Source organism: Moraxella bovis (genome assembly GCF_002014975.1).
Classification (GTDB): Bacteria; Pseudomonadota; Gammaproteobacteria; order Pseudomonadales; family Moraxellaceae; genus Moraxella; species Moraxella bovis.
On sequence record NZ_MUXV01000025.1, the window covers coordinates 56,121 to 77,028 of the forward strand.

Genomic DNA, 20,908 nt, shown 5'->3' on the forward strand with positions numbered 1-20,908 from the left:
TCAATTTTCAAAAGATTATCGGCGAAGGTTTTGTTTTGTCAAGTTTTTTATTCGCCAATCACTTCGCCCCACACGCCACACACAAATGCCCGAATCGCTTGCCAGTTATCATCATCGACCACGACCTGTTTTTCGGACAGTGCCAGCTCGTGCGTGGTTTTTCTCAGTGCCAAATACGCCTGCGTGAGCCTGTCGCACCAGTCATCAGACCACAGTCCTGTCTTTGCCACTTCTTCAAAGATACGCACGTTGTCCGACCAGATGGCAAGGCTCGGGTGAGCATGGGCGTGGGCAAGCACCATAAACTGAGCCAAAAACTCAATGTCAATCAACCCACCAAAGTCCTGCTTAATGTGAAAAGGCTGAACCAGTCCGTGGTTGTTGGGCTGATTTGATGATTTGGTGCCAAGATGTTCTTTCATCTTTTGACGCATGGACAGCACGTCTTGGCATACCTGCTCGGACTCTCGGTAAGCGGTCAGCACCTGATGGCGAGTGGCATCAAAGGCATTCAGCACCGCCTTGTCGCCTGCAATGCCCCTAGCCCGTACCAGTGCCTGATGTTCCCACGCCCACGCCTTATCACGCTGATAGCCATCAAAGCCCTGCACCGACACGACCATCACGCCTGCGTTGCCCGATGGTCGAAGACGCATGTCCAGCTCATAGACACGCCCATCACGGGTCTGCGTGGTCAGATAAGTGATGACCTTTTGGACAAGGCGAGAGGCGAACTTCATGCCACTAATCACCTTGACATTGTCGCCCACGGTATCGGCTTTTTCGTCAATGTCATGCAAAAACACCACGTCCAAATCTGACGCATAAGACATCTCAATCCCGCCCAATTTGCCATAACCAATGACCGCAAAACCGCATGCCGTCTCATCGGTGGGCATGCCATTGGCACGCACGGGATGACCGTGTTTGGCGACCAGCTCATCATAAGCCCTGCTAAGTGCCGATGACAGCACAACTTCGGCGATAAAGGTCAGGCTGTCCGAGACTTTCATGATGTGGCGTAAGCCTAGAATGTCAGCGGTTGCCACGGCCAGCACCTGTGACTTTTTAAAGGTGCGAATGGCAGTCAGATACTGCTCATCATCAAAGGGCAGTACCCGAAGTAGCTGTTGCCTTAGGATGTTGGTTAGCTCTGCTTTGTCGGGCAGATGCAAATAACGCTGTTGCAAAAAGTCATCAAGGAGCATGGGGTGCAAGGCAAGCTCTCGTGCTATCCATGGACTTGCTGAGAGCATGGGAATGAGCCCCATGGTCGCATTCGGGTTCTCTGCTATCATCACCAGATATATCGAGCGACGACAGATGGACTCCAACAGCGTGATAAGGCGTGGCACCGCATTATCAGCACGCTCCGCCCCATCGCTCTTGGCATGATGACAGAGTGCATGTAGCAAAATCGGATACGCCCCATCAAGGCGTGCCTTGGCATCAGGCTCTAAACTGGTGACCAGCTTGGACTGCCAAAACTCATCTAACAAATGCAAGCCATCAGCACTGAGCAGTCCCTGCAACACCTGCTCCATCTCTGCCGTTTCGCCCAGTGACTGCGTGGGGCTTTGGCGGTCGGTGACCATGCGGTTAAAGGGGGAAAAGACATTTTGCCGATGACGGGCAAGCACCGCTTGAAAATCCACCACACTCTCAAAGCCTAGCACCTGTGCAATCGCCACCAGCTCATCGCCCATCGGCAGTCTCTGGGTCTGCTCATCATGACGGGCTTGGATGGCATGTTCTAATCGCCGTAAAAAGCGATAAGCATCCATGAGCTTGGTGCATTCATCATCATCTAGATAATCAAGCTCACCCAACATAGACAGCACATCCAGACAAGCCGACCGCTCGCCCAGTGCCAAATGATGACCGCCATAGATGAGCAAGAATGCCTGTGCGATGAACTCAATATCCCGAATACCGCCCACGCCCAGTTTGACATTATCGGTGTCTTGGCGTTGGGCTTGCTGTGCCATGATAAGCGTTTTCATCTCACGCAGTGCCGAAAAGGCGGTATAATCGATATAATAACGATACACGAAATTTTTCATCACTGCCGACAGCTCATCAGCAAAGGGCGTGGACACGGGATTGACCACTCTCGCCTTTAACCACGCAAACCGCTCCCACGTCCGTCCATGCTGATTAAAATACTTCTCTAACGCTGACAGGCTCATGATGAGCGGACTGCCATCGCCCCACGGACGCAGTCGCATGTCCACCCGAAACACAAAGCCATGCTCGCTGTGGTCGTTAAGCAAGCGGATGAGCATTCGCCCGAGCGTGGTCATGAACTTCTGATTCTCCACGCTCTTTTTGCCCTGCTCGCTGATGTCAGTATCGCCCGCCCCTAGATGTACAAAAATCAGGTCAATGTCGCTTGATAAATTCAGCTCTCTTGCCCCGAGCTTGCCCATGGCGATGACGGCAAATTCATCAGGCATGATTTTGGGGCTTTTTTTGCCCACGCCTCCCATGCCTGTCTGTGCCAACTGCACGCTACTGGTCATGGGTGTACCGTACCGCTCTGCTGTCTTGTGCCATGCATAGTCCTTGGCAAAGCACACGCACGCATCGGCAAAGTCCGACAGCTCCGTGGTGAGTCTCTCTAAGCTGATGACCCCTAACGCATCTTGCCATATCCATTTGACCATTAGCATGGCTCTAAGTTCTCGCATCGCTTGCATGACTGCCGATTCATCAATCTCATCATATTGCACATCGGCATATCTCATATCGTCTTTTTTATCATTCCCTTTTTTATCATCCTTATTTATACCATCTTTTGCATCATCTCCTTTTACATTATTCTCTTTTATGTCATCTTCTGCACCGCTTATGCCTGCACAAATCATCACAAACTCTCTGATTAGTCCATCAAACACCGCACGGTCAAGGGAATGCGTCAAACCAAATCGACCCAAAAACGCACCGACCTGTGACGGCTGTTTTTGATAAATGCCAAAGGCAAAAGGGCTGGCAAGGGCAAGCGTGGCAAGCTCGCTATCACTGGGGCAAAAATCAGACATGGCAACTCGCTCGATTTGTTGATTTGGGATTGATTAATTGATGATTTTTGCTTATTTTACACCAAATTTAAAAATTTACGCTATAATATCCAAAAAACAACCCATCATCATCATGGCACACACCCTACTACTCATCACCAAAAGCCCCCACGACCGCCAAGGCAAAGAAGCCCTAACGACCGCCACCACGCTACTAGACAGTGGCGAGCGTGTCTCAGTGTTTTTCTACAGTGACGGAGCATACACCGCCAATCGCCTAGCGTGGCAAAGTGCAGACGTGCCTGATGTCGCTCGCCTGTGGGTCGCCCTTGCCGAGCGGTATCATCTTGATTTGCCCGTCTGTGTCAGCACCGCTTTGGCACGGGGCATTAGCGACGCCGATAACGCCAGTCGTCATGGCTTGGACGGTGAGAACATTCTGCCCCCTTTTCGCTTGGTCGGACTCTCCGAGCTGGCACTACACATCGATGATGACACCCAACTGGTGCAGTTTTAACCATGAATATCCTAATCAAACTTGCTAGCGACAACGAACTCATCGCTTATGAAGCACTCGCCCTTGCCTTTGTACTGGCGACCTTTGACCATGATATCACGCTATTTCTTGACACGCCCACCCACCTACTGCTTGGCGACCCTGACAGTCGTATCTATGGCATGATACAGTCGCTTGATTTGTACGACATAGAAAAGGCATGGCACGGCTTTACTGATGAGCAGATGGCACGATTTGATGATGACATTCGGCACGCCCTAGCTGATGAGCGGTGCGTGTTCTATGATAAACGTGCGTTATTTGACAGCGTACTTGAATTTTAATCTTAACCAATCCTACCAGCCCCAAACCCGCCCCATGACCATGACCGACACCACAACTCCCCTGCCTAATGAGCTAACCTTGGACGCTGATGGGCATTTGACCGATCACACGCTTTGGACACCTGTCATCGCCCAACACCTTGCCGATACCTTGAATGTACAGCTAACGGACGTACATTATCGCATACTGGCACAGGTTCGGGCATTTTTTGACAAATATCATCACAGCCCTGCCACTCGCCCACTCATCAAACATCTATCCATCGCCCTGCCCGATGATGAGATTGACAACGCCAAACTCCAACAGCTCTTTAACACAGGATTGGTCGCACGCCATGTCAATCGCTTGGCAGGACTGCCCAAACCGCCGAATTGTTTATAAATGATTGATTAAAATGTGCATGTTCTTTATTTGGACAATCCAAAATTTAAAAACAAACCACTTTTTGCAAGGTTTGATTACATTTTATTACAGTAAAATGATGAATATTTGGATAAGATAAGTTTCGAGAGTTTTTCTCACTTTTTTAACTAGGAGTTATCTTATGAAAAAGCTACTTGTTGTTGCCCTAGCTAGCATGTTCGTACTAACTGGTTGCAACACCATCAAAGGTTTTGGTAAAGACGTATCAAGAACTGGTGAAGCCGTGACTGACGGTGCCCAAAAGGTTCAAAACAAAATCTAATTGATATCCCATCAAACAAGCCCAATCTACACCAAGGTTGGGCTTGTTTTTGTTGGTTTGGTTTAGCTTAACTTATTTAACTTCGGTTCAACTTCGCTTTATCCGCATGGCATTTGCCACGACAAAAAGGCTAGACAAACTCATGCCAATGGCGGCAAGCCAAGGCGGTACATAGCCCATACCTGCTGGCACTAGGATAAGCGTGTTATACACCAACGCCCACCGCAGATTTTGGCGGATGATGTGGCGAGTTTTGACCGACAGATTGATGGCGTTATTAATGACGGATAGTTTACCACCAAGTAGCACGCCATCTGCCGACACCTGAGCCAAATCGCTCGCTCCTGCCATCGCCACTGATACGTTGGATGCGCCGAGTACAGGGGCGTCATTGATGCCGTCTCCCACCATCAGCACGGTATGTCCGTCTTTTTGTAGCTCTTTGATATGATTGACTTTATCAGTTGGCGATAGACCATGATAAGCATACTCTATGCCGAGCGTTTGGGCTACTGTCAAGGCGTTGTCGCTTGGGTCGCCTGTTAGCATAAGCGGGATAATGCCTTGTTTTTTAAGGTTATCTATCGTCTGTCTAGCGTCCGTGCGTACCACGTCATTAAAATAAAAACGTGCCACCATGCCCCAACTCTCGCCTGCCTTAACCGACAACGCCACCGACATATTAGCCCCAAAGGTATCGAGCCGTTCGACTATCACATGACCGCCACCGCCATTTAACACAAATCCGTCATGCCCGATACGATACCACACCCCGTCCACACAGCCTTCCACGCCCCCTGCCGTGTGGTGCGTGGCGTTTTGTACTTTTGGCAAATGCAAACCGTGAGCGGACGTCAGGATAGCCCGTGCCACAGGGTGCTTTGAGCCGACTTCTAGGCTTGCCCCGACTTTTAGCCAATGCGTTTTGTCATGGGTGGTATAATCCACATGCAGTAGGTTGGCTTGCCCGACCGTGAGCGTGCCTGTTTTGTCAAATGCCACATGGCTGACTTCCGACAGGCTTTGAATGGTATGCCCCCGAGTCGCCAAAAAGCCCAAACCTGCCAGTCGGTTGGTCGCCATGGTCAGAGCAATGGGCGTGGCAAGGCTCAACGCACACGGACAGGTTGCCACCAGTACCGCCACTGTTGCCCATAGGGCTTGGGTTTTATCCACAAACAGCCATATCACAAAAATCAGTACCGACAGCACGAGCACCCGAGCGACAAACCACCGCGCCATGCGGTCGGTATCTTGGGCGATTTGTGGTTTTTCGCTCATCGCACGGTTCATCAGGCGGTCGATGAGTGCCATTTGACTGTCGTCCGTTTGGGCGGTTACAAGCATGACAAAAGGCTGTGCGTCATTTTGTGAACCACCTGCCAATGTGTCGCCTTGCTTTTTAACAATCAAATCACTCTCGCCTGTCAAAAGACTCTGCGACACCGTGGCAGACTCCGACAACAGCACGCCATCACAGGCGATTTGTTGCCCTGCCTCTACCCAAATGACATCGCCGACCGTTAGGGCTTGGGCAAGCACTTTATCATCATCCGCCACGTCATGACTGGCATGAGCATTTCGCCAGTCTTTGATGAGTTCGTTATCCAACGAACCATTGGCAAATTCTGCAATGAGTTCGTCCGAATGCCCAAGTCGTTTGATAAGCACAGGCTCAATTACGACCAAATCGCTTGCCATGTTGGACGCTTTTAACCGTGCGTTTTGCTCAATGTAGCGACCGGCGAGCAAAAAGAAAATAAACATGGATACCGAGTCAAAATACGTCTCGCCCGACTGGGTCAGCGTGGCGTATAGGCTTGCCCCAAAGGTTACGATAAGGGCGATAGAGACAGGCACGTCCATATTGACCTGCCGAGCCTTTATGGCGTTATAAGCGGAACGAAAAAACGGCACGCCTGCATAAAAAATGACAGGCATGGTAACAAACAACGCCACCGCCCTTAAAAAATGACGGTGTTCGTCCGCCATGCCCGAATAATCGCCAAAATACAGCCCGATAGAAAACATCATCGCCTGCATCGCCCCGACCGCCGCTACGCCCAGACGGATAAGCATTTGCTTGTTTTGACGTTTCATCATCGCTTCATGCGTGTCCTGTCGATACGGACGAGCGTCATAGCCGACCGAATGCACCGCCCCCAAAATATCGTCAATACTGCAACGGCTCTCATCCCAGTTTACACGCATACGCTGTTGGGTGAGATTGACCTGACACGCTCGAACCCCGTCCAGACCACGCAGGCGTGTCTCAATGAGCCATGTACATGCCGTACAACGCAAATTCGCCACCGACAGCTCTGCTGTGCTACCCCCGTCTTCACGATAGACGAATTGGGCTTTGACATCGTCATGATTATAAGCATCAAAATTGGCAAGCGGCAGTGGTGCGGTCGGACTTATCTCACGGCGGTCAAGATAATATTGCGAAAGCCCAAGCTCTACAATACTCTCGGAGGCAAGCTGACAACCCAAACAGCACATGGGGCGTGGCTTATCAAAAATCACGGTAAAAAATGGCTCACTGGGCAACTTCTCGCCACAATGAAAACAATGCCCGTCAGGGGGCAACACTAGGCTGGTGTCAATGGGGTCTTGGGGGGTGTCGGTCATGGCGTGTCATGCGTGCAAAAGTGGTATTATAACATGGCTTGGGTAGAATGGGTGGGGCGGGGTGTGGCAAGCTCATTGCTTTTTAAATTTGACATCAGCTAACAAAATTGAATTTTACCACAAAGACCGTAGCACTTTTTCATTTTGTAATGAGGCAATGGCAAATGGTGCAAAGCAAGCAAACGATGCCATACAAAAAGTGGCTGATACCTACAAAACTGCCGAACAAAAAATTGCAGACGCCTACAAAAACGCCGAACAAGCTGTTAAAGATGGCGTAAAAACTGCTGAGGAAGCCGTTAAAGAAGTTGCCCAAAAAGCCCAACAAATCGCCAAAGACCTTACCAAAGAAGTCTCAGACACACTCAAAGAAATATCCGATGAGCTTGCCGATGCCTTTGATAAGTTTAAAGAAGCAGTACAAGACACCTTTGACAAATGGCGTGAAACAGGTTGGTGATTTCTTTGCTAAATTTGATTTTCCCAACATTCCCACAGATTGGCTCCCCGACATCGTTAAAGATTGGCTAGATTTGCCACGCACAGGCGAATACTACGTCTATGACCCATTAACCTTGGACTTAAATGGTAATGGCGTCATTGACGTGATTGGTACGGATGGTTATAAAGGGGCATTATTTATTCATGATAATCTCAACATACCTGCAATCAATGAAGAAGAAAGATGGGTAGCTTGATTATTATAAAAATAATCTGTTTTATGAGTAAGAAAACAAATGTTGTGTATATGAGTAAATGGGTGTATAATTGGTTGGTTATGATGGGTGGGTGGTGGCAAGTTTGAGCTGGTCTTGATAATAAGATGGTGTATTAAGTCTTAAAATGTTGGGTGTTGCTATTGTTATAGCTCCATCCATCCTGCGGACTTAGGAGTTTTACAAAATGGGTGAAAAGATATTTGATTACATCGCCAATCATAGAACATTGGTTCTTTTGTTGGTACCTGCAATGATGGTATTTTCTTATTTGGTTGTGTTGGTTAATCCTTTTAATTTTATTGAATTAATCAACTATAAACTACTGGAAAGATATACACCATCATTTTTTAAGATGATTTCTATTGATAGATTGAGAGCAAAAACATCAATCATGAGTTTTTTGGTGTTTTACCATGTCTTATTTTTATGTTTATATTATTTAATATTATTTTACTATGTTTTGTATTATAAATTTTTTATAAAATATCGTCATGGTGATAATTTTATTGATGTAATGAATAATAACATAAAAAGAAGTGGTTTTTTTGTTTTTATGACTTGGATTGTATCAACGGTCATGGTTGTCGGCTGTTTTTTTGTGTACAATCATTCCATTAGAATTCATGAAATAAGAATCTTATTTTTATCTATTGGAGTAACAGGTTTTTATCCTATGTATATTGTTTATACATTCCATCTACTATTTGTTGCTTTTTTGAACGCAAAGAAGCAATGATTCGCAAATTATAGGAGTAAATTTTATGTCAAATAATCAAGAAGATTATTCGGTTGATAGGCTAAAAAATGATATTAGTAACGTAGTACTGATTACCACTAATTTTGTTAGTGATTGGAAAAATGCAGATGCCACTCGCTATGCAAGCAGGGGGGATTTTTTCAAGGAATATGGGGAGAAAGTATACAAAAACTCCCTAGATTACTTTAAGGCAGCAAGCAGTATTCTTGAAAAATCTAACACGCCCCAAGCTCAAAGAGTAGCTAAAGATATTGCTGCGATTAATAAGCGTTTGGGAAGTGCAATGGAGGGCATGGGTTCAGAGCTGTATAAAAAAGTTGGAGAAAATGCCCACAAAGCAACCCAAGCAGCCATGAATTCAAAAGTGGCAGCAGGTGCAGGAGCTGCTGTTAGTGTAACAGAATTGGCTGTAGCAGTAAATAATGCAAGTGAAACAGGCGATTGGGAAGGTGTGGGTGAGGCGGCTAGTGGCTTACTAGGTTCAGTGCTTGGTGCCGGAGCTGGCACTATTCTGTTAATAGGATTGGCAACAGTTGCTGGTTCAGTTGCGGTTTTACCTGCTATTGCTATTGGAGCAGCCGCCGCCGTTGGAGCATTTGCAGGTAGCGAATTGGCAAAAGCAGGTTGGCACTGGACAAAAGACATCAGAGATGACTTATCAGACACTTTGACGGATTTGCTTGAGGACTGGCTAGACATCCCCCGCTCAGGCGAATACTACGTCTATGACCCATTAACCTTGGACTTAAATGGTAATGGTCTGATTGACATTTTAGGAATAGATGGTTACAATAAGGGCGTTATTTATTCATGACAATCTCAACATACCTGCAATCAATGAAGAAAAAAGATGGGTGGCTTGATTGCTATAGAAGAAGATAAATGTTGTGTTTGTGAGTGAATGGGTGTAAAATGTGTTGGTTGTCGGCTTTGGTGGGTTAGGTTTTGACAATAAAACTTAGTGCATTAAGGCTTAAAATGTTGGGTTTCACTGTCGTTCAACCCAACCTACGAGCTTAGGGCGATTTTAAATTTATCTGAGTATACATATATTTCCTTTGCATTATTTGATGGATAGGTCTACAATGGTTTAATTTTTTTGACTGATTATATGAAAATTCGTGATTTTGTATTCTTATCTTTAATATGCTGTGCTATATGGGTTATACCCTACTGTGTTTGGCATGGTCGTGGACTACCACCTGAAAAAGACTTGCATTATGTAACAGGTAAGGTTAGGCTGGTTACTGTTGCTAAAGATGGCAAAAATAGAGACATTAAACACATGAGTATTGTCAATCCCCAAACCAAAGAAAAACTGATGATTGCTTGTGGCAACATAGTTATTCCTAAAAAAGACATGTTTAGCAATTGTTTCTTAACAGATGACCATCTAAGCCAAACACTTACCATTGGTTATTATTACCAACCCTCAGTACTTGGTATTACCAATGAAATCCCCCAAATGGCAACCATTCATATCAACAAACCTAATGGTGAGATGACGGCTGTTGATAGTTATGCCTCAACAAAAGATAAAATAGTATCTGCTAATCGGTTTTTTTTGATATTTACTTTGTTTATCTCAATTTTGTTGATATGGTCTGAGATAAGAGATTTTAAAAAAGAGCTAAAAAAGAAGGAGCAAGAATATGACAACTAAACTAATCACAGAAGCCGTCGAGCAAGCCATTAAAACCGCTGGTGGTGCTGGCGGTGTTGCTGGCAATGGCATTAACATCAAAACACTGCTTGATAAAGCGGAAGGCGGTGATGGGGTTGGTGTGGGTGCTGCTACGGTAGCAATAGCGGCTGGTATTGCTGGTACCGCACATACTATTATTGAAAAAAGCCCAGAAGGTAAGTGGGCAAAAGGAATAGTGGGGCTAGGTGCCATCGCTGGTGTTGCATTAGCTTATCAAGACTATCAAACCATGAAAGACAGCTATACCAAAAGCGGTGAAATTAACCTAAAAGATGCCCTTAGCTTTGCAGGTAATGCATTGGCGGTTGCGGCAGGTATTGCCCTGATAGCTAATCCAGCTGGAGCAACTGTTGCTGCACTTACAGTGGGTTCGGTAGCTTTTGCAGGAGCAAGTTTGGCAGTGGATAAAGAAACAGATTTATTTAATAATGACATCAAGGATAAACTAAACGACATCGCCTTAGGTAAGCCCATTCAAGATTTCTTTGATAACCAAGTCGGAGATGCTGTCGAAAAAATGCTAGAAAACAGAGAAAAACTAGGAGAATTAGTAGATAAAATCAAAGATGAAATCACCAATAGCGAAAACCACAGCCCAACCAAATTACTTGAAAAACTGCTAACACCAATCATGGAGTTTGGTATCAGCCTTTCAAAAGATGGTGATAAACTGTCTGATGAAATTGGGGATATTGCTAAAAAAGCATGGGAGTTTACCAAAGAAGTATGGGATAAAATAGCCGACTGGCTTGAAAATCCTACAGATTGGCTCCCTGACATCGTCAAAGACTGGCTAGACATCCCCCGCACAGGCGAATACTACGTCTATGACCCATTAACCTTGGACTTAAATGGTAATGGCATCATTGACGTGATTGGCACGGATGGTTATAAAGGGGCATTATTTGACCATGATGGCGATGGTATTGCCACCGCAACAAGTTGGGTATCGGGTGCTGATGGTCTTTTGGTGTTGGATAGAAATGGCGATGGCGTGATTAATAGCGGTCGTGAGCTCTTCGGGGATAGTACACTGCTATCTAATGGATCGACCGCCCGTCACGGCTATGAGGCACTTGCTGAATTTGATGACAATGGCGATGGTGTCATTAATGCTGATGACGAGATTTTTAGCCGTCTAAAAGTATGGCAGGATAAAAATGGCGATGGCATCAGCACCCAAGATGAAATGACAGAGCTTGACAAGTTGGGCATTGACAATCTGTCTTTGACATATCGCGATGTCAATAAAGCACTGGGAAAAGGCGTAACAGTCGCCCAGCAAGGTACTTATACCAAAGATGGTGCCAAGTACATGATGGCGGATTTACAATTTGAGCATAACAGTATTTACAGCCGTTATACGGACAGCTTGGAGCTGTCTGATGCTCAAAAAGAACTCCCAAATCTAAAAGGCATGGGTAGATTAAGAGACCTACGACAAGCCAGTGCACTATCCGAAAACCTAACCAATCTTTTGACCCAATATCAATCAGCAACTACCAAGACTGCACAGCTTGCTCTACTACCTGCTCTCATCAATGCATGGGCAGAGACTGACCCGAGCACCAAAGATGAAATCAGTGACATCATGTTTTCATCATCATTAACACGCACCCAAAACTCAGGTATTGGTCTAACACCATCACAAGTCAGTGCTATTGCCAATTTCGTGATTGACCCAGTGTCACAGAAAAAACTTAATGAAATCCGACACAAAATTGATATTTTGGATAGTTTTACAGGAACAAAAACTGAAAAAATTTATATCACCAACAATAAACGTGCCGAAGAAATCTTAAAATCTATTAATACCAGCCACCATAATCTAGAAAAGAGTATTTATCACGCTCTTTTGACACAAACAAGACTTTCGCCTTACCTTGAAAAAGTTGCTCTTACCTTTGGTGATAACGGTCTTTCTTTTGATTACAATGAATTAGAAGCATTCATCAACGCCAAATACCAAGATGACCCAAAAAACGCCTTTGTGGACTTGGCAGAACTTTTGGTCTATGGTGGCGTCACTGGATGGGGCGAAGGTCGTGTCATATTGGCTAAGTTTGCCCAAGATGCTAAAGACAAGGGCGTTATTGAGGACTACCTTGCCTTATTGGATAATGCAACAACTGCTAAGCTTGCCACTCAATACGGAAGCGACAGCAATGACCTGTTAACTGCTGTCGGCATGCTGGATAAAGATATACTAGAGGGTCATGAAGGTAATGACACATTAATAGCAGGAAGTGCAGACAGCCTTCTAATAGGTGGAACAGGTTCTGACACCTATATTTACAAACAAGGTTTTGGTAATTCAGTGATTGACAATCATGATACCAGTCATGGCAGACTGGATGTTATTAACATCACATTTGCAAATCTTGCCGATATCAACTATGAACGTCAAGGTGAGAGTCTTGTTATCCGAGTCGCAGGTGAATCAGGCACAATTACCGTTCGTGATATGTTTGCTGGGGATGAATTAACTAAGCACATTGACCAAATCATACTCAAAGACGGAGTCATTACCCTAAGCGACATTAAAAAAGAGCTTTTAAAAGGTACAGATAATAACGATACCATCATCGGTTTTGGTAGTGACGATATCATCCATGCAGGAGCAGGAGATGATATCATTGAGGGTCGTGGTGGCAATGACATTATTTATGCAGGAGACGGCAATAACCGCATCAATGCAGGGGCAGGAGATGACATTATTCATCTACTAAGTGGCAACAATCATGCTTATGGTGGCGATGGAGATGATATCATATATTCAGGCATTGGTAACGACAAGCTAGAGGGTGGCATTGGCTCAGATGTTTATGTGCTGGGTAAAAATTTCGGTAAAGACGAAATCATTAATTTCAACCCAAACGGTCAGGATAAAGATGTGATTAAATTCACTGATGGTATCTTGCTCAGCCATTTGGATATCAAACGTACAGACAACCATTTGATTATCAATCAAAAAGGAACCACCAATAGCATTAAAGTAACAAACTTCTTTGAAAGAGATGCACTCGGTGACTTTAACGTACAGCAAATTATTGGAGCGGATGGCAATTATCTTACAGTTGACCAAATAAAAGCTATTGTCATGCAAGGGACAGCAGATGATGACAACCTATATGCTTATAGTGAAGGCTCCAGATTGGATGGTAAGGAAGGGTCTGACAGACTGATTGGCAATGCTGGCAATGATACTTTGATTGGTGGTACTGGTAATGACACCCTTAATGGTGGTGCTGGCAATGACACCTATTTGTTTGAACTGGGTGATGGTAAAGATACTATTAACAGCCGTGACAACAACACCAATAAGATTGACAGCATTGTCTTTGGTGAGAACATCAATCCCGAACAAGTAACTCTAAAACGAATTGGCAACAACCTTGTCATCAGCTATTCAGAACAAGACCAAGTTACTGTACAAAACTTCTTTGACGCTAATGGAGCAACCAACTATCGCATTGACCAAATCAAGTTTGCAGATGGTACTATTTGGCATGTTGATGACATCAAAGACAAAGTGCTACAAGCCACACAAGGCGATGATGTCATTCAAGGCTATGCTGGTGATGACACTCTGACAGGCTTGGATGGTAATGACAGACTGATTGGCAATGCTGGCAACGATACTTTGATTGGTGGTGCGGGTAATGACCGATTGGAAGGTGGTGAAGGTAATAACACCTATATCTTTAGCCTTGGAGATGGCAAAGACACCATTTATAGTCATCATCAAAACAAGCATGACATCATTGAGTTCACGCAAGACATTCATGCTGATAAGGTGCTTATTAAAAGAGACTACAGCAACCTTGTCATCAGCTATTCAGAACAAGACCAAATTACTGTAGAACGCTTCTTTGGTGACAATGGCTTGACCACAAACCGCATCAACCAAGTAAAATTCACTGATGGCACCATTTGGACAGCAGATGACATCAAGAGTCTTATTGCTCAAGGTACATCTCATAATGACAACATTTGGGGTTATGACAATGAAGATGATGTCATTTACGGTCAAGATGGTAACGACAATCTATATGGAAAAGGTGGTAATGACACTCTAATTGGTGGTGCTGGTAATGACACCCTTAATGGTGGTGCTGGTGATGACACCTATGTGTTTGAAGGTCAGTGGGGTCAAGACATCATATCTGACAATGCTGGTACTAACCAAATCCGTTTGGAAGGTGTGAGTCCTGATAATTTACACCTATTTAAAGATGGCAATGCCTTAGTTATTAAACAGCTTGGCACCGACAATAAAATTACCATCAACCATCAATTTGCTGATAACGAGAATATCACTGACGTAAGAAGCATACAATCCATCATCTTTGATAAAGATGTCGTTTGGGATGCTAATGCCATCAAACAAAAAGCTGTAATTGGTACAGATGATGATAACATCATTCATGGTTTTAGTGATGATGATGTCATGTTGGGTGGTATTGGTAATGATACCTTAATTGGCAACACTGGTAATGACACTCTAATTGGTGGTGCTGGTAATGACACCCTTAATGGTGGTGCTGGTGATGACACCTATGTGTTTGAAGGTCAGTGGGGTCAAGACATCATATCTGACAATGCTGGTACTAACCAAATCCGTTTGGAAGGTGTGAGTCCATCTGATGTTTATCTATATCGTGATAACGCACACCTAATGATTAAACAATTAGGCTCAGAAAACAGCATTCAAATCTTACATCAGTTTGATGACAACATCAATCACAACCCTATCTCAAGCATTCTATTTGCTGATGGGACAATATGGGAAAGCTCCATCTTTAAGCAACTTGCGGTCATCGGAACACAATCGGATGATGTACGTCACGGTTTTGATAGTGCTGATATTATGCATGGTAGAGATGGTAACGATACGCTCTATGGTGAGGGTGGTGACGACATACTCTATGGTGAGGATGGCAATGATGTGTTAGATGGGGGCTTGGGTGCAGACCGCCTACTTGGTGGTGCTGGCAATGATACCTACCATGTCAATGAATCAGGAGATGAAGTTATTGAGAATGCCAAAGAGGGTGAGGACATTGTCATCAGTGAAATTGACTACACTTTAACTCAAAACGTAGAAAATCTCACTCTAACCAATAATCAACAGGCCATCACTGCAACAGGAAATAATCTAAACAACATCTTAACTGGAAACACCTTTAACAACATCCTAGATGGAAGAGAAGGAATAGATACCATGATTGGCGGTCTAGGTGATGACACTTATTATGTAGATAACACCCTAGATATTATCATAGAGGAAACTGGCGAAGGTTACGATAGTGTCATTGCAAGTAGCGACTACACATTATCAGAACATGTTGAAAATCTAACCTTGGTTGGAGATGCCATCGTTGCTATCGGTAATGACCTAGACAACATTCTCATCGGCAACGAGAAATTCAACCGCTTAGATGGCGGCCATGGCGACGACACTCTAGATGGAGGTTTGGGTGCTGATACCATGATTGGGGGTTTGGGCAATGATACCTATCATGTAGACAACGCCCTAGACGTCATCATAGAACTGCCTGATGAAGGTTATGACACCATCATTAGCCAAGTTGATTATACGCTTGTCAAAAATGTGGAGCGTATAATTCTAGAAGCAGGCTCAAATGCCACTCATGCCACGGGCAACGAACTTGACAATCACATCATCGGCAATGAGACAGATAATGTGATTGACGGTGGCATGGGTGCCGATCTCATGGATGGCGGTCTTGGCGACGACTACTATGTCGTTGATAATGAGTTTGACAACGTTGTAGAGCAGTTCGATGGCGGTATAGACACCGTAGAGCAACATATTGACCGTCCATTCTATGGCTTTGACGAGTTTGGCAATGCTGTAAAAACAGGCTCTTACAACCTACTGTTTAATGATGTAGAGAATCTCATCTTAAAAGGCGAGGCAACAAAAGCCTTTGGTAATGACCTAGATAACATCATCACCTTAAACAACAAAGACAACTTTGTTAATGCCCTATCAGGTAATGACACCATCATCTATCAAAAAGGCGGTGGGCGTGACACCATTCTAAGCACTGACAGCTTAGAGAGCAAAGACGCCTTGGTGATTCATGGCTATGATTTGTCAGAGGCGATGTTTGTGCGTGTAACCAACACAGCAAGCAATCATGACATGCTCCAAATTCGCTTTAAGGGCACAAACGACCAAATCACGCTCATAGATTACTTTGCAGAACAGGTAGACGGCTTTGACAATCGCATGGATGAAATCACCTTTACAAAAGGCGGTAATACCACCACGCTATCTCAAAGCGAATTTGAGGCAAAAATATTTGCCCAAACCAATAACCACGCCCCTTGGGTAAATAAACATCCAAGACCCATCAAAGGTGAGATTGGCAAAGCCCTATCCATCACCTTTGATAAAGACACCATTAAAGATGCGGATGCTTATGACAGCGAACTGTCTTATCGTCTCACACTTGCCAGCACGGGAGCTGATGGACGGTACGAGCCACTACCTGATTAGCTCTCCTTTGACCCCAGCACGCTCACCTTGACAGGCACACCACCCAAAGGGACAGCAGGCAACCTTCAATTCATCTTATGGGGTGAATACAGCTTTAATCACAGTGCAGGGGCGTATATCAACCTTAGCATTGCTGGTGCCACAGTGGATAAGCCCACAGAGACATCTCCATCAGCCCCTGTTGCCATCGGTGATACCATCAAAGACACCCAAGGCAATGACACCTTAAGAGGCACAACCGCCGATAATACGTTTGTCTACACAAAAGGCGTTGACACCATCATTGATAAAGGTGGTAATGACACGTTGGTGTTTGGCAATGGCATTACCTTTAATCAGGTAGGTTCCACTCTTTTGATGTCAGGCAATGATTTGATACTGCGAGTCAATGGTAGCACCACCAATCAAGTAACGCTAAAAGACTTCTTTGGCAGTGCCAACAGCATTATCGAGACCATCAAGTTTGAGACAGGCGGTCAGATTGATTACAAGAGAATCTATGAGCTTTTTGGCAAAGAAGTGCCAGCCGATACACCTGCCCCAACAACAAACGACACCACAACACCCACCACGCCAACGGTCAGCCCACAAAACAGCTTTATTGGCACCAATAAAGCTGACAAACTAACTGGTGCCGATGGCAATGACCAATTACAGGGCTTAGCAGGGGCAGACACCTTAGATGGCAAAGCAGGACATGACATTCTCATCGGTGGCAATGACAGACTTATCGGTGGCAGTGGCAATGACCTATACTACTTTACCAAAGGTTTTGGCAAAGACACCATCGTTAATACAGGCGGTGGCTATGACAACATCTACTTTGATGGCATAAGCTTTAACCAAGTTGGCAGGGGTCTTACCAAGATGAATAATAACCTTATTCTAAAAGTATCTGGAAGCACTGATGAGCTGACCATCAAAGACTTCTTTGCAGGAGGCGATAATGCTGACATCAATATCAGCTTTGCTGACGGCGGTAGCATTAGTGCCACAGAGCTACTTGGTCTGTTCAAGTCAAGTAAAACCGCCACCCATACAGACATTGACGGCTTTAACAAAGCACTTGATGTGTCTTTGGCACTAATGGAGGAGTTTAAGACTCTCACCACAGAGAGTGGCACGACAATTATTTAAGTTTGACTTTACTTGTGTTTTATCTTACGCCCTCAAATTTAGGTTTGGGGGCGTTTTATGTGGGTTGTTTGGGGTGGTGTTTTGCAGTTGGTTAATGCACCCAACCCAAATCCATGAATTTTTTATGAAAAAAAACATGGAAAAAGCAAAAACCAATTTAAAAATGATAAAATTTGTGTATAATCTAATCTGCTTAAGGCGTGTTGAACTTTTATATTTGCAATGAAAAATGAGGAAAATCGCACGTTTTTCAAGGAAAAAGTGAAGTTTGATAGTCGTTCTATCAAACAAGCTTTTATTATGAAAAACATCCGACCACTTAATCTGATAAATCTTAAGATTTTAACTTAATTTTAAAAATTAAGTGGTCGGATAGCCATTTTTCATGCAAAAACATTGTTTTATTTCTAAAACATTTCTATATTTTAAATTGTGTTATAAAGGTTAGGCACGCCCTATCCAGATTAAAAGTATCAATAACCCACCCAAGGACACATCATGCCCAAAATACCCCAAATGCCTAAGCCATCCCCCAAAGCACTAAGCCTAGCCATGGCAGGTGTGCTACTCTGTGCCTGCCAGTCTACACACAGCACCACACCCACGCCTGCCCATAACATCACGCACATCGACAAAAGCCTGTCACCATCCAAACTGGCACAGCACGACCTAGTCACAGCACTACGCCGGCACATGAATGCCGAGCGTTATGCGGTGTCCACTTATCATTATGCCGTCCAGCCCCTAGCAGTCAGCGAGATTGACAAAGACTCGGACAGTGCCTTTATCACCTTTATCAAGGTCATGGATTATAAGGATAAGACTCACAAGACTGATGATGACGCAAGCGAGCCTTATATGACCATCAGCGACTATTTGGGGGAGGATGGCGAGCTTGGCGACTTGCCTTATCTACACTATGATGATGAACAAAATGGACTCACCCCTGATACCGTAACTCGTGCGGTCGGCATGAGCGAAGAGTATCAAACGGTGTCAGATGAGATTAAAATGTTGGCACATGGGCTAGAAAGCCATGTATTTACGTCTGCCTACATAAACATGGGTGATTTTGTCAAAAATAATGGACGTTTTGACCAACAAGCCTTTAAAAAGCACATCAATGACTTTGAACGCTCTTTTCAAACCAACGCCAATGCCTTGCTTGCCACCGCCCAAGGCTACCAAAAACAAGACATCCACCAACTACAAGCCTGTGCCACCACCTTTAAACAGAGTGCCATAAATACCGCCAAGCACATCAAGACAACCGATGATATTACAAATCATGGCGATGAGTTATTTTCATTAATAACTTCTGTAAATTCTTGCACTCATGCTGTTACTGGCGGAACACAGTTACTTCATCCTTATCATCACATCTCCAACCAAACAACCCAGCAAGAGTTGCAACAACAAGCAAGTGCAAAAGAGTGTGCCACTCATGCCACCGCTCAAAATCAAGCTTTGGTTCAGTCAGGCAAAGACCACATCAAGCATGCCGATGAGTTTAATGCAGTTCATGAAGAATATATATCGTGCCATGAGTCGTTAGCAGAGTCTGCCATGGATGATGACTATTATGAAAGCCATGACCCCTACTCAGGCGTGTTCGGCTCACTTCGTGCCTATCGTGAGATGAAAGAACAAGAGCGTGAGCAGAGCAAAACAGACGTACAAAGCCGTGATTATGGGCTGTCGTCCTTGCTTGGGGGGATATTTAAAATGAACCGAACCCCCGAACAGGTCACCGCCCAAAACCTATATCAGTATCAGCACCTAAGCATCCAAGGTCTCTCCCACCATGAACCGAGTGCCAAACGCAGTCAGCATTTGTGGTCGATTGACTATGACAGTCCCACCGCCACTTATTCCATGCAACTGCCTGTGCGTGCCGACCACGCCAAAGGCGAGCTGACCGCCGATGTCTCAGCCGTCTTGCCACTGGTCGCACTCATCAGTCCCAAGCACGCTCCCCTGCCCAAAGACGTGCCAGACGGTCTGATGTCCTTTGCTCTGCCTGATGAATTACAAAAACAGATACCCACTGACATAATTTATACGGCAATCTCTGATGGTATCATCGCAGGCATGGACGGACTAAATGGCGAGAAGTTTACGCCCATGGACATCAGTCAAGACGCTTTTGCCAAAGAAGTTGGAGCAAGTCGTGCCATCAAGGTTGAGTTTGGTGCCAAAGAAATGGGTAAAGCCTACGCCATCATCGCCAAACACATCGGGCGTGATTTGCATGCTTATGTGAACAAGCACCCCGAGCATTATGCCGATAAAGTCAGCGACCACACCGACGCTGACGGCAACCCCATCAGCACGCCAAACACCATCAAATCCATCATTGACAACTTTACCATGCTAAACAGCAGTTATCGCACGGATGACGCGGGCGGACTGTTCGGGGCGGTTGAAGGCATACTGCCTTTTGCCTTGAACACGACCAGCCATGTCTATCTTGACCGCCAAGGCAACATCATCGCCACCCAAACCCTAAGCAGTCTGGACGAGCACATCAGTGGCATGACCACCCAAAGCCTAAACCAAGTCCGCTATGACAAGGAGCTGTTTGACAAACACGCTTTGGCACGCCAATTTAAAGACACCTTTGCCAAAACGACCGCCGTGGACGGCGTGGCACTCATCAAGCAAGCCAAAAAAGAAAACGAACAGCAATATGAAGCATTCATGGCACGCTATGGTTATGATTATGAGCTTAGCCCATCAGATGACTACGAATGCGATACAGCCTGTGCAGCAACCGAAGTGGCAACGGCGGCAGCAATGGCGGCAGAAGAAGCAAGATAACCATTTACAAGGTTTGCCCCTTTCTTGGCTTGATTTGATTAAATTACATTAAATTAACTTG

General features: G+C 45.0%; 14 protein-coding genes. 12 read left to right on the forward strand and 2 right to left on the reverse strand.

Annotation, left to right across the window (positions count from 1 at the left end):
* Positions 1 to 47 precede the first annotated feature (47 nt).
* On the reverse strand, positions 48 to 3,041 hold the full coding sequence (gene glnE / locus B0182_RS06695; RefSeq protein ID WP_244893661.1) for a bifunctional [glutamate--ammonia ligase]-adenylyl-L-tyrosine phosphorylase/[glutamate--ammonia-ligase] adenylyltransferase: 2,994 nt from the start codon (positions 3,039 to 3,041) through the stop codon (positions 48 to 50).
* Between the two features lie 112 nt (positions 3,042 to 3,153).
* Between glnE and tusD the strand changes: the two genes are divergently transcribed.
* The 4 genes from tusD (at position 3,154) to B0182_RS06715 (ending at position 4,546) form a co-directional block, all read left to right on the forward strand.
* Positions 3,154 to 3,537 (forward strand): sulfurtransferase complex subunit TusD, encoded by a 384-nt coding sequence (gene tusD / locus B0182_RS06700; RefSeq protein ID WP_078274201.1) that lies wholly within the window; start codon positions 3,154 to 3,156, stop codon positions 3,535 to 3,537.
* A 2-nt stretch (positions 3,538 to 3,539) separates the two neighbouring features.
* Positions 3,540 to 3,860, forward strand: a complete 321-nt coding sequence (locus B0182_RS06705; protein ID WP_112741970.1) for a hypothetical protein — start codon at positions 3,540 to 3,542, stop codon at positions 3,858 to 3,860.
* A 34-nt stretch (positions 3,861 to 3,894) separates the two neighbouring features.
* Positions 3,895 to 4,242 (forward strand): TusE/DsrC/DsvC family sulfur relay protein, encoded by a 348-nt coding sequence (locus B0182_RS06710; RefSeq protein ID WP_181879621.1) that lies wholly within the window; start codon positions 3,895 to 3,897, stop codon positions 4,240 to 4,242.
* A 163-nt stretch (positions 4,243 to 4,405) separates the two neighbouring features.
* A complete protein-coding gene (locus B0182_RS06715; protein WP_078274173.1) occupies positions 4,406 to 4,546 on the forward strand; it encodes an entericidin A/B family lipoprotein in 141 nt (46 codons plus the stop codon).
* A gap of 87 nt (positions 4,547 to 4,633) precedes the next feature.
* Here the strand turns inward: B0182_RS06715 and B0182_RS06720 are convergent, their stop codons facing one another.
* Complete coding sequence (locus B0182_RS06720; protein ID WP_078274174.1) at positions 4,634 to 7,180, reverse strand: heavy metal translocating P-type ATPase; 2,547 nt, start codon at positions 7,178 to 7,180, stop codon at positions 4,634 to 4,636.
* 157 nt (positions 7,181 to 7,337) lie between these two features.
* Here B0182_RS06720 and B0182_RS06725 point away from each other — a divergent pair, with 157 nt between their 5' ends.
* The 8 genes from B0182_RS06725 to B0182_RS06765 all read left to right on the forward strand — a co-directional run bounded on the left by B0182_RS06725 (position 7,338) and on the right by B0182_RS06765 (position 20,847).
* A complete protein-coding gene (locus B0182_RS06725) occupies positions 7,338 to 7,640 on the forward strand; it encodes a hypothetical protein (protein WP_143821684.1) in 303 nt (100 codons plus the stop codon).
* Positions 7,624 to 7,878 (forward strand): hypothetical protein, encoded by a 255-nt coding sequence (locus B0182_RS06730; protein ID WP_078274176.1) that lies wholly within the window; start codon positions 7,624 to 7,626, stop codon positions 7,876 to 7,878. The genes B0182_RS06725 and B0182_RS06730 overlap by 17 nt, the downstream gene beginning before the upstream one ends.
* A 205-nt stretch (positions 7,879 to 8,083) precedes the next feature.
* Complete coding sequence (locus tag B0182_RS06735; protein ID WP_078274177.1) at positions 8,084 to 8,635, forward strand: hypothetical protein; 552 nt, start codon at positions 8,084 to 8,086, stop codon at positions 8,633 to 8,635.
* A 25-nt stretch (positions 8,636 to 8,660) separates the two neighbouring features.
* Complete coding sequence (locus tag B0182_RS06740) at positions 8,661 to 9,470, forward strand: hypothetical protein (protein WP_078274178.1); 810 nt, start codon at positions 8,661 to 8,663, stop codon at positions 9,468 to 9,470.
* Between the two features lie 297 nt (positions 9,471 to 9,767).
* Positions 9,768 to 10,319 (forward strand): hypothetical protein, encoded by a 552-nt coding sequence (locus B0182_RS06745; RefSeq protein WP_079326423.1) that lies wholly within the window; start codon positions 9,768 to 9,770, stop codon positions 10,317 to 10,319.
* Positions 10,309 to 16,890 carry a calcium-binding protein gene (locus tag B0182_RS06750; protein WP_078274180.1) on the forward strand — a complete coding sequence of 2,194 codons (6,582 nt, stop codon included), beginning with the start codon at positions 10,309 to 10,311 and terminating at the stop codon, positions 16,888 to 16,890. The genes B0182_RS06745 and B0182_RS06750 overlap by 11 nt, the downstream gene beginning before the upstream one ends.
* Positions 16,891 to 16,917: 27 nt before the next feature.
* Positions 16,918 to 18,027 carry a calcium-binding protein gene (locus B0182_RS06755; protein ID WP_078274181.1) on the forward strand — a complete coding sequence of 370 codons (1,110 nt, stop codon included), beginning with the start codon at positions 16,918 to 16,920 and terminating at the stop codon, positions 18,025 to 18,027.
* Positions 18,028 to 18,525: 498 nt separating this feature from the next.
* Entirely contained in the window at positions 18,526 to 20,847 is a 2,322-nt protein-coding gene (locus B0182_RS06765) for a hypothetical protein (protein ID WP_078274183.1), read from the forward strand.
* Positions 20,848 to 20,908 lie beyond the last annotated feature (61 nt).